We start from the raw sequence: 10,829 nt of genomic DNA, 5'->3' as shown, positions 1-10,829 counted from the left end.
AACAATGGTTTATCGGTTGGCACGATTGCTGCTGTGATAGTGGCACGCGGCCCCTTTCCGCCGCGCTGGAGACATCCCCATGATGCGTCAGACCGTTCTTGCACTTGCCCTGGCCTGCACCATCGGCGCCGCTGCCGCCCAGGTCGGCGCGCCGCCACCGCCGCCGGCTCCCAATGGCCCGATCGGCGGCCCGCCGGCCCCGCCGACCCCTGTCGCTGCTACGCCGGTGAGCGTGAGCGGCAGCGTCGAGCGCTTCATGCTCAATCCCAACGGCGACGTCGACGGCCTATGGCTGCGTGACGGAACTCAGGTGGGCTTCCCGCCGCACCTGTCCACCGAGGTGAAGACTGCCGTGCGCGCAGGCGACAGCGTTGTCGTACAGGGCTTCCGGCTGGGCAACTTGCCGGTGCTGCAGGCCAGCTCGATCCGCTCCAGCCGTAGCGGCCGCGAGGTGGTCGATCGCCCGCCCACCTTCGGCGCGCCGCCACCGCCGCCGCCGACTCCCGGTCAACTGACGCCGCTGCAGTCCGACGGCACCATCCAGCGCCTGGTGTACGGGCCTGCCGGCGAGGTCAATGGCGCGCTGGTCAGCGATGGCACCGTGGTCCGGATGCCGCCACACCTGGCACTGCAGTTCACCGACCTGCTGCGCGTGGGTGCGCCACTGAGCGCGAGCGGTTTCGGCGTGGCCACCCCGGACGGCCGCGCGATCGAAGCCACCCAGCTGGGCCGTGACCGCGCCTCGCTGCGCGCGTTGTTCAGCGCGCCGCGTCCGGACGGTCCGCTGCCGCCTGGCGCTCCAGTGCCGCCTGCCGGTCGCTGAGCCGGCAGGGTCCTCGTTCGTTCGTCTCTCCGCTGGCCACGCAGCTGCGCGGCCAGCGGCGCGACCGGCATTGCCGGTCACTTTCTTCGGAGTACTCCATGCATTGGGTCGATCCTGATTTTCTCCCTGAAACCCGCGGCACCCTGGCGCGTTTTCTGCTCAATCCCAAGGCCGATATCGATGGCCTGTTACTCACCGATGGCACCGAGGTGCACACCCCGCCGCACCTGTCGGCAGCCCTGCTCAAGGCGCTCAAGCCCGGCAGTGCGTTGACCGTACGCGGCCTCAAGCCACGCGATGTGGACATGCTGGTGGCCCTGGCGATCGATCCGGACGGCGGCAAGCGCATCCTCGACGAAGGCCCGCACGGGCCGCACGCAAAACCCAAGTCCAAGCCCAAGCCGCCGGCCGGCAAGCCGCCCAAGCCGCAACTCACCCAGCACGCCGGCACCATCGCGCGGTTGTTGCACGGCCCGCACGGGCAGGTGCATGGCGTGTTGCTCGATGACGAGGTGACGGTGCGGTTTCCGCCGCACGCCGGCGCCGAGTTCGCCAGGCAATTGGTGGTCGGCAAGCCGTTGGTTGCCGAGGGCGATACCAAGGCAACTCCGCACGGCCTGCTGATCCATGCCCATGCCTTGGGCGGCAAGGCGGCGACGCTGAAGCAAATCGCGCATCCGCCGCACGGTCCTGCACACAAACCCAAACCCAAACCCAAGCCCAAGCCCAAGCCCAAGGCCAAGCCCAAGCATTAGGAGCCGGACATGCAGCCACCGTGTGCGGTTGAGATGGTTGCCTGCCGGTCTGTCGCGCACGCCGGCCTGTGTGCCGGCGCTGCATCGCATGGCGGAGCACTGCCATGCCGATGACCAACGCCAGGCCGCGTGGTACGCGCGCACTGGAAGCGCTGCATTTCAGCGTGGCCGATGTGCAGGACGGGCTGGGGCCGTTTTTGAGCGTGTTTTTGCAGTCCAGGGGCTGGTCGGTGGCGGCGATCGGCACGGTGATGAGCGTGGGCGGCATCGCCGGCATGCTCGCCACCACGCCGGCCGGTGCGCTGGTCGATGCCACTCGGCGCAAGCGCGCGGTGGTGGTGATCGGCTGTCTGGCGATCCTGCTGGCCACCGCGTTGATCTGGCTGCGGCCCACCTCATCCGGTGTGGTCGCCGCGCAGATCGCCTCGGCGCTTGCGGCGGCCGGCATCGGCCCGGCATTGACCGGGATTACCTTGGGGTTGGTGCACGCGCGCGGGTTTGACCATCAGCTGGCACGCAACCAGGTTGCCAACCATGCCGGCAACATGCTGGCCGCGGTGCTGGCCGGATGGTTGGGGTGGCGCTACGGATTTGCGGCGGTGTTTGCACTGACGGCGGTGTTTGGCGCGCTGGCACTGGCGGCGGTGCTGGCGATTCCGGCCGATGCCATCGATCACCGTGCCGCACGTGGCCTGCGCCAGGCCGACGGCGCAGACGCGCTGGGCGGCTGGCGGGTCTTGCTGACCTGCCGCCCGTTGGCACTACTGGCCGTCACGCTGGGGCTGTTCCATCTGGGCAACGCCGCGATGCTACCGCTCTACGGCATGGCGATCGTGGCGGCGCACGCCGGCGACCCGAGCGCGCTGACCGCCACCACGATTGTGGTGGCGCAGGCCACGATGGTGGTGGTGGCCTTGCTGGCGATGCGCTGGATCCGGGTGCACGGGCATTGGTGGGTGTTGCTGATCGCCTTCATGGCCTTGCCGCTGCGCGCGCTGGTGGCTGCCTCGGTGATCCATGGCTGGGGCGTGTTTCCGGTACAGGTGCTGGATGGCCTGGGCGCCGGGCTGCAAAGCGTGGTGGTGCCAGCCCTGGTGGCGCGTCTGCTGCAAGGCACCGGCCGGGTCAATGTGGGCCAGGGCGCGGTGATGACGGTGCAGGGAGTTGGCGCAGCACTGAGCCCGGCGTTCGGTGGCTGGCTGGCGCATGCCTTCGGGTATCGCATCGCGTTCCTGACCCTGGGCGCGATCGCGTTGCTGGCGGTGGCGCTATGGGCCGGCTGCCGCGGCATGTTGCAGGCGGCCACCGGTCTGCAGCCGGCAGCGTGATGCGCGCGTGCGGTCACGCAGGGCGCAACGTTGGAGAGGCATGCGCGGCGGCCAGCATCTGATCAAGGCAATGCGACGCTAACGCTGGTCAGCGTCGATCCGATGCTGGTGGCGACCGGCGGCGGGCACGCATTCGCGCGGGAAAATCGCGAAGGGCCAGCACGTGCTGCGGCATGCAGGGGCAACCCTGCGGGTGCCCTTCCAGCCGTGGTCTGCAACGCTCTGCGTACTATGCGTGGTGCACTGAAACGGCGCGGGGCCGTGATGCATGCCAACGCCAGCCGCCGCGTGCTGGCCGGTGGTGCGGTGCGTGGCTACTGACCGCCGGCAAAATTCCATTGCCGCCAGGCTTCGAACACCATCACCGCCACGGTGTTGGAGAGGTTCAAACTGCGGTTGTCCGGGCGCATCGGCAGCCGTAGCCGGTGCTGCGGCGGGATCGACTCCAGCACCTCTGCCGGCAGGCCGCGGGTTTCCGGGCCGAACAAAAACGCATCGCCATCGGCGAACTGCGGGGTGTCGTAGCGCACCGTGCTGCGGGTGCTCAGTGCAAACACGCGCGTGGGCGCGATTGCGGCCAGTGCGCTAGGCAGGTCTGCATACACCTTGAGCGGCGCGTATTCGTGGTAGTCCAGGCCGGCGCGCTTGAGCTGCTTGTCGCTGAGGTCGAAACCAAGCGGCTCGATCAGGTGCAGGCGCGCGCCGGTATTGGCGCACAGGCGGATCACATTGCCCGTGTTGGGCGGAATTTCCGGTTGAAACAGGATGACATCGAGGACGGGTGCTGGCATGCGCGCAAGTGTAGCTGCGCGCGTGCTCAGAGGTTGATGGCGGCGCTGACCAGGGCTTCCAGTTCGGCCGGCGACGGCTGCAGCTGCGGCACCGGCAGGTTGACGATGACCTGGCCCATCAGCGCGCCGATCGCGGCGGCCGCCTGACCGGAGGCGGTCTGGGCGGTCGCTGCCGTGCCGCGCACGACCAGCGCGGCACGCTGTTCGGCCGACGGGCGCACCTGCACCGCAGCGAGGGTGACGACACGCGGCCCGGCCTGTTCGGCTGCCAGTGCGGCCAGCTGTTCGGCCGACGGGCGTACCTGCACGGCAGACAGGGTGCGGATGTCGCTGTTGCGCTCCAGCGTCTGCTGGGCGATCTGGTCGGCAGCCGGGCGCACCTGCACGGTGTCCAGCGTGGTCAGGCTGGCGGCCTGGGCAAAGCCGGCCAGGGAGGTGCCGGCAAGCAGGGCGGCGGTGAGGGCGATGCGCAGGGTCTGGGTGTTCATGGCGAGGTCTCTTGGTGTGGGTGATAAGTGGTGTGGTAGTAAGGTAGTACACCGTTTCGGTATGCGCAAGAAGTTTCGAAACTTCTCTTTATTCGTTCAGCATCCGGTCAGCCTTTCGACGCGCGTATCGATTGCCAATTAGCTAGAGCAAGCCGCATGCCATCTCGAATGCATTGTTTTAAAAGGATTTTTTCGGATTCGCCGGTGTCCGCGTCCGGACACCCGGACGCAGCGGCAGACGCCGGATAGCACCCAAGGCCGCGGGCATCGGGCGACCGCGTGGCGGTTGCGGCGTGCTGAATGAGGCGTGTGGACCATGCCGGGCACGCGCTTCGCTGCCGGGCAACTGCGGCACAATCCGGCTTTGCCCTGAGGTGTGACGACTTATGCGCGTGTTGATGCTGTCTGTTCTGGTTGCCACCACCACCGCGGCGTGCACCTGGGTGCCGATCGAGCAAAGCGGCAAGGGCGTGCAGGTGCTGCCCGCAGGCCCGGTGCCGGCAGGCTGCCAGCAGCAGGGCGAGGTGGTGGTGTCGGTCAAGAGCAAGGTCGGCTTCTACAACCGCAACCCGCTGCGCGTGCAGGAAGAACTGGAAACCCTGGCCCGCAACGAAGCGCCGGGCGCCAACGCCAATGCCGTGCAGGCGCAGGGCCAGCCCGCCGAGGGAAGCCAGCGCTTCACCGCCTTCCGCTGCCCGCCGCGCTGAACCGTTGGGCTGGGGCGGGGGCGATTCAATTGTAAAGATGCGGTAAAACCGGCCAGCAGCTAGACTAGCGCCCCCTCGCCTGACGCCATGGCGCTACTTCGATGCTCTTCCAGAATGTCTCCATCGCGGGACTGGCGCATATTGATGCGCCGCACACGCTGACTTCCAAGGAAATCAACGAGCGCCTGCAACCGACCTACGACCGCCTCGGGATCAAGACCGACGTGTTGGGTGACGTTGCCGGCATCCATGCACGGCGCTTGTGGGACCAGGATGTCCAGGCCTCCGACGCCGCCACCCAGGCCGCGCGCAAGGCGCTGACCGATGCCGGCATCGGCATCGAGAAGATCGGCCTGCTGGTCAACACCTCGGTGAGCCGCGACTACCTGGAGCCGTCCACGGCCTCCATCGTGTCCGGCAACCTGGGCGTGGGCGACCACTGCGTCACCTTCGACGTGGCCAATGCCTGCCTGGCCTTCATCAACGGCATGGATATCGCTGCGCGCATGCTGGAGCGTGGCGAAATCGACTACGCCCTGATCGTGGACGGCGAGACCGCCAACCTGGTCTATGAAAAGACCCTCGAGCGCATGACCTCCCCGGATGTCACCGAAGAGGAATTCCGCAACGAACTGGCCGCGTTGACCCTGGGCTGCGGCGCCGCTGCGATGGTGATGGCGCGCTCGGAGCTGGTGCCGGACGCACCGCGCTACAAGGGCGGCGTGACCCGCTCGGCCACCGAGTGGAACAAACTGTGCCGGGGCAACCTGGACCGCATGGTCACCGACACCCGCCTGCTGCTGATCGAAGGCATCAAGCTGGCGCAGAAGACCTTCCTGGCCGCCAAGCAGGTGCTGGGATGGGCAGTGGACGAAGTGGACCAGTTCGTGATCCACCAGGTCAGCCGCCCGCACACCGCGTCATTCGTGAAGTCGTTCGGCATCGACCCGGCCAAGGTCATGACCATCTTCGGCGAGCACGGCAACATTGGTCCGGCCTCGGTGCCGATCGTGTTGAGCAAGCTCAAGGAACTGGGCCGCCTGAAGAAGGGCGACCGCATCGCCCTGATGGGGATTGGTTCTGGCCTGAACTGCTCGATGGCGGAAGTGGTTTGGTGAGTGTTGCTGGCTCAGGCGCGGCATAAGCGTTGGTTGCCGCACTGAGTCGCCACTTAGGAAAGAAAGTGGTAGAAAAGTTTCCTTATTGGCCCGGCCCTCGGTTGTAAGGAAAACGATGCCACATCGCACGACGGGTCATTACGTCTCCGGGGCCTTAGCCGCAAGCCGCTATCAGGCCTTCATCCCGGATCCGTTACCGCCAAAGCCCGCCTTGGATTTCAGCGCGGCCGAGCTGGTCGCGCGCAAAGAGCGCGCCGACCAGGCGCTGGGGCGGCTGGACGGCATCACACTGATGCTGCCCGATCCGGAACTGTTTCTGTATCAGTACGTGCGCAAGGAAGCATTGCTGTCGTCCCAGATCGAAGGGACGCAGTCGTCGCTGTCGGACCTGTTGTTGTTCGAAATGGACGCCGCGCCCGGTGTGCCCATCGACGATGTCGAAGAAGTCTCCAACTACGTTGCCGCGCTCAATCATGGACTTCGACGCTTGCGCGAGGACGACTTTCCGCTATCGCTGAGGCTGTTGCGCGAAGTGCATGCCTTGCTCCTGCAGGGCGGACGCGGAGCTGGCAAACAGCCGGGAGAATTTCGCCGAAATCAGGTCTGGATCGGTGGCGTGTCGCCCGCATTGGCACAGTTCGTCCCGCCACCACCGGATGCATTGCCTGCAGCGCTGGCTGCGCTCGAACAGTTTCTGCACGCCTTGCCCGGGCAGATGCCGCCGTTGGTGAAGGCAGCGCTTGCGCATGTGCAATTTGAGACCATCCATCCCTTCAGCGATGGCAACGGGCGCCTGGGGCGTCTGCTGATCACCTTGATCCTTTGCAGCGAAGGTGTATTGCGCGCACCTAGCCTGTATCTGAGCCTGTACTTCAAACGTCGCCGTGCCGAGTATTACGACCGCCTCAATGCGGTCAGGACACGTGGCGATTGGGAAGAGTGGCTGGGCTTCTTTCTGGATGGGGTCGCGGAAACAGCGCAACAGGCTGTCGATACGGCGCAGCGGCTGCTCGCGCTGTTGGCACGTGATCGCGCACGGATCACGGCGCTGGGTCAGCGTGCCGGCAACGTCGGGTTGGTGTTCGAGCACTTTGCACGCCGTGTCGTCTTGTCCGTGCCGCAGGTTGCGCCGCAGCTGTCGCTGAGCGCGCCGACCATCCGCGCGGCAATACGCACCCTTGAGCAACTGGACATCGTCAACGAACTCACCGGACAGCAGCGGCATCGCATCTTTGCGTACCAGGCCTACCTCAACATCCTCAGCGAAGGCGCGCAGCCGCTATGACGGATGTAACGTGCGCGCTCTGTTGCGCCGCCGCCGGTGGGGTCCGCGTGTCACTGTCGTGGCCGAGCGTAACGGCCGCACGTCAACGTATTCATGAGAGAGATCCCGCTGCATTTGCAGATGCTGCGACAGGGCACATTGCCTCGGATTCAACACAGTCGAGAAATCAATGAACTACCCAGGCTACCCCTTCACCCCCAAACGGCTCGATGTGCGGCCCGGCGTTGCGATGTCGTATCTGGACGAAGGCCCGCGCGATGGCGAGGTGGTCGTGATGCTGCATGGCAATCCGTCGTGGAGCTATCTGTGGCGGCATCTGGTCAGCGGTCTTTCCGATCGCTACCGCTGCATCGTGCCGGACCATATCGGCATGGGCCTGTCCGACAAGCCGGACGATGCGCCCGATGCGCAGCCGCGCTACGACTACACCCTGCAGTCGCGCGTGGACGATCTGGACACGCTGCTGCGGCACCTGGGCATCACCGGGCCGATCACGCTGGCAGTGCACGACTGGGGCGGCATGATCGGGTTCGGTTGGGCGCTGTCGCACCATGCGCGGGTCAAACGCCTTGTGATCACCAATACCGCGGCCTTCCCGCTGCCGCCGGAAAAGCCGATGCCCTGGCAGATCGCGATGGGCCGCCATTGGCGACCGGGCGAATGGTTCATCCGTACCTTCAATGCGTTTTCGTCCGGTGCTTCATGGTTTGGCGTGTCGCGCCGCATGCCGGCGGCCGTGCGCCGCGCCTATGTCGCGCCCTACGACAACTGGCGCAATCGCATCTCCACGATCCGTTTCATGCAGGACATTCCGCTGTCGCCGGCCGACCGGGGCTGGTCGTTGCTGGAGCGCTCCGCACAGGCCTTGCCGTCGTTTGCCGACCGCCCTGCGTTCATCGCCTGGGGCCTGCGCGATATCTGTTTCGACAAGCATTTTCTGGCTGGCTTCCGCAAGGCACTGCCGAATGCCGAGGTCACCGCGTTCGACGATGCCAATCACTACGTGCTGGAAGACACGCATGAAGTGCTGGTGCCGGCGATCCGTGCGTTTCTGGAGCGCAATCCGCTGTAATTCTTCAAAGTGATTGCAAGTTTTAGTCAATTGGATACAAGATGACAGTTGTATTCTGATTTTTTAGTCGAAGAAGCCCGGAGGAAATAGTGCTTATTTCAAGACTGAAGCTGAAGAACTGGCGAAATTTCCGTGAGGCGGATGTTGGCCTTTCTTCGCGCGCATTTTTAATTGGTGCAAATGCTTCGGGGAAGTCTAATATCTTGGACGTTTTTCGATTTTTGAGGACGATTGCGCAAGTTGAAGGTGGCGGACTGCAAAAAGCACTTAAGGAGCGCGGATTCATGTCTAAGCTCCGCAGTCTCCACGCAAGACGAGATCCGGAAGTTAGTATTGAGGTCGAGTTAGCGGAATCACTTGATCCTGAGGCAAGGCGATGGACTTATGCGCTCGCATTCAAGGCAGAGGGTAAGGGAGCGCAGAGAGTATTTATTACAAGAGAAGTGGTCACTTGTAATGATCGGGAAATAATTGTGCGTCCCGATTCAAATGATCTGTCTGATGAGGTGCGTTTAACGCAAACTCATATGGAACAAATTAACAATAATGCCAAGTTTCGTGAGCTTGCCGAATTTTTCGGGTCCACGACATACCTCCATTTGGTTCCTCAACTTTTAAAGTTTGGAGAGGAAATCAGTGGGAGAATGGTGGAAAGTGATCCTTTCGGTCAAGGATTATTGCAGCGGATAGCCAGAACTCCTCAAAAAACTCAGACTGCTCGGTTGAAGCGTATTGCTGAAGCACTAAAAGTGGCAGTTCCTCAGTTTTCACAACTACAGTTCAGAAAAGATGATGTTACGGGCGCACCACATTTGGAGGCGCGCTTCGACCATTGGCGCGTCAATGGCGCTTGGCAGCGCGAAGAGCAATTTTCTGATGGGACATTACGCCTAATTGGACTACTTTGGGCATTGCAAGAAGGCGACGGAATGCTTCTTTTAGAAGAGCCCGAACTATCGCTGAACGATGCAATTGTCGAATATATTCCATTGATGATCGATAGAGTTCTGCGTAGTAGAAAAAAAGCTGCTCGCCAAGTAATTGTGACTACCCATAGTGACAATTTAATAGCGGCAGTCAGTGATCCTGGTTGGGTACTCTTGCTTGAAATCGGCGAAAATGGAACCACGATACGTGAGCCCAATGCCGAAGAAGTTATAGCCATGGAAAATGGATTGAATCCAGCTGAGGTCTTGTTGCCTAAAACAAGGCCCGAACGAATCGAGCAGATGGGCTTGTTCTGATGGCAGAGATGTATGTAATAGGCGAAGATGCCCTTAGTTGCGCTTTGGGGGTCAAGCTAGTCACCGACGTTGCTAAACGGATCCCCGCTTTACCGGTTATAAACACGCATGGAGTGACCAAGCTGCAATCCGCTTTGAAGAGATATTTTGGGCTTGTAAATATATCTCCCGTCTTATGTGTCGCTGACACGGACGGGAAATGCGTTGTTGATATAATCCAGCGTTGGATTCCTCACGGAACACCTTCTGGATTTTTGCTAAGATTTGCTGTCAGGGAGGCAGAGAGTTGGTTATTGGCAGACTCGGAAGCATTTGCAGATTTTCTTCACGTTCCTCAATCGAAAATGCCGAAATCACCTGACGAAATAGATAATCCAAAGGAAATGGTTTTACATCTGGCATCAAGATCGTCCAAACGGTTAATTCGGCAAGAAATGGTTTCAGATCGCGATAGTTCCAAGTCTGGGGCGGGGTACAACGTTCATCTCTGTGACTTTGCAGCCCAGTATTGGCGGCCATTAGAGGCTGCAAGAGTGTCGCCGAGTCTTTCACGAGCAATAGATAGTCTTAGCAACTTAGCAGTTTGAATACTGGTTTCTATCCCTCCGGCAGCGGATTGCGCTGCGCATCGTCCACGCCGATCCAATCGTCCTGCGTCAGCGCATGCAGGCCATGCGCCAGGCGCGACTTGTCGCATTGCGCACTGCGCTGCCCGAATTCCAGCGACGCCGGCACGGCGGCGCAGGAGGACGGGCGGCGATCGTGGATGCTGCAGCGGCTGTAGCGGCCAATGTCGGCATCCAGCGCGATGCAGCGCGGTTGCGACTGCGAGGTGCCGCGCATCACGCGCTCGTGCGTACGCAAGGAGTCGGTCAGTTCGATTGGTACCCTGCCGCCCAATGCGGGATCGGCTTCGCTCCAGTGGAAACTGACGCGGAAATAGGCGCAGCAAGCGCCGCAGGTAAGGCAGGGGTGTGCCATGGAATGCCGGGCCTGGCGCGGCGAAATCGCGTGGGGAGCGCGGCATTCTGACCGAACCGTGCCGCGATACAAGAGGCAAGAGGCAAGAGGCAGGAGGCCGCTGCCGCTAAGGAAGGTCTGAACAACTCCATCTGATACTGCCACAATGGATCAACGAACCGAGCGGACGATCTCGATGCAGCTGAGCTTTGGCGACGCGGAGTACAACGGCAAGCGCAAGCAGACACGGCGCGAGGT

The 10,829-nt window shown here is 62.6% G+C and carries 12 protein-coding genes; 8 read left to right on the top strand and 4 right to left on the bottom strand.

Annotated elements, in window-relative coordinates:
* The first annotated feature begins 79 nt into the window (after positions 1-79).
* From A7D17_RS04105 to A7D17_RS04095, 3 genes are all read left to right on the top strand, one after another.
* Entirely contained in the window at positions 80-823 is a 744-nt protein-coding gene (locus tag A7D17_RS04105; RefSeq protein ID WP_064507940.1) for a hypothetical protein, read from the top strand.
* Positions 824-921: 98 nt separating this feature from the next.
* The gene (locus A7D17_RS04100; protein WP_064507939.1) at positions 922-1,578 is read left to right on the top strand and encodes a hypothetical protein; all 657 of its coding nucleotides are present in this window, start codon (positions 922-924) and stop codon (positions 1,576-1,578) included.
* A gap of 104 nt (positions 1,579-1,682) precedes the next feature.
* On the top strand, positions 1,683-2,906 hold the full coding sequence (locus A7D17_RS04095; protein WP_064507938.1) for an MFS transporter: 1,224 nt from the start codon (positions 1,683-1,685) through the stop codon (positions 2,904-2,906).
* Between the two features lie 314 nt (positions 2,907-3,220).
* Here the strand turns inward: A7D17_RS04095 and A7D17_RS04090 are convergent, their stop codons facing one another.
* Positions 3,221-3,697, bottom strand: a complete 477-nt coding sequence (locus A7D17_RS04090) for a tRNA (cytidine(34)-2'-O)-methyltransferase (RefSeq protein WP_064507937.1) — start codon at positions 3,695-3,697, stop codon at positions 3,221-3,223.
* 26 nt (positions 3,698-3,723) lie between these two features.
* Positions 3,724-4,185, bottom strand: a complete 462-nt coding sequence (locus tag A7D17_RS04085) for an XAC0231 family protein (protein ID WP_064507936.1) — start codon at positions 4,183-4,185, stop codon at positions 3,724-3,726.
* Positions 4,186-4,571: 386 nt separating this feature from the next.
* Here A7D17_RS04085 and A7D17_RS04080 point away from each other — a divergent pair, with 386 nt between their 5' ends.
* From A7D17_RS04080 to A7D17_RS22490, 5 genes are all read left to right on the top strand, one after another.
* Positions 4,572-4,892, top strand: coding sequence for a DUF4156 domain-containing protein (locus tag A7D17_RS04080; protein ID WP_064507935.1), 321 nt, complete (start codon positions 4,572-4,574; stop codon positions 4,890-4,892).
* Between the two features lie 101 nt (positions 4,893-4,993).
* Positions 4,994-6,010 carry a 3-oxoacyl-ACP synthase III gene (locus A7D17_RS04075; protein ID WP_029218373.1) on the top strand — a complete coding sequence of 339 codons (1,017 nt, stop codon included), beginning with the start codon at positions 4,994-4,996 and terminating at the stop codon, positions 6,008-6,010.
* 115 nt (positions 6,011-6,125) lie between these two features.
* Positions 6,126-7,295, top strand: coding sequence for a Fic/DOC family N-terminal domain-containing protein (locus tag A7D17_RS04070; RefSeq protein WP_193395309.1), 1,170 nt, complete (start codon positions 6,126-6,128; stop codon positions 7,293-7,295).
* A gap of 169 nt (positions 7,296-7,464) precedes the next feature.
* Positions 7,465-8,367, top strand: a complete 903-nt coding sequence (locus tag A7D17_RS04065; RefSeq protein WP_064507933.1) for an alpha/beta fold hydrolase — start codon at positions 7,465-7,467, stop codon at positions 8,365-8,367.
* 89 nt (positions 8,368-8,456) lie between these two features.
* The gene (locus tag A7D17_RS22490; protein ID WP_082861722.1) at positions 8,457-9,611 is read left to right on the top strand and encodes an AAA family ATPase; all 1,155 of its coding nucleotides are present in this window, start codon (positions 8,457-8,459) and stop codon (positions 9,609-9,611) included.
* A 270-nt stretch (positions 9,612-9,881) separates the two neighbouring features.
* Here the strand turns inward: A7D17_RS22490 and A7D17_RS23895 are convergent, their stop codons facing one another.
* Together A7D17_RS23895 and A7D17_RS04060 are read right to left on the bottom strand one after the other, a co-directional pair.
* Positions 9,882-10,130: a hypothetical protein gene (locus A7D17_RS23895; protein ID WP_153041890.1), complete on the bottom strand. Its 249-nt coding sequence runs from the start codon at positions 10,128-10,130 to the stop codon at positions 9,882-9,884.
* A 78-nt stretch (positions 10,131-10,208) separates the two neighbouring features.
* On the bottom strand, positions 10,209-10,592 hold the full coding sequence (locus tag A7D17_RS04060) for a YkgJ family cysteine cluster protein (RefSeq protein ID WP_064507932.1): 384 nt from the start codon (positions 10,590-10,592) through the stop codon (positions 10,209-10,211).
* Between the last annotated feature and the right edge of the window lie 237 nt (positions 10,593-10,829).

Source organism: Xanthomonas floridensis (assembly GCF_001642575.1).
GTDB lineage: Bacteria > Pseudomonadota > Gammaproteobacteria > Xanthomonadales > Xanthomonadaceae > Xanthomonas > Xanthomonas floridensis.
This window is presented reverse-complemented; position numbering and strand designations above follow the sequence as displayed.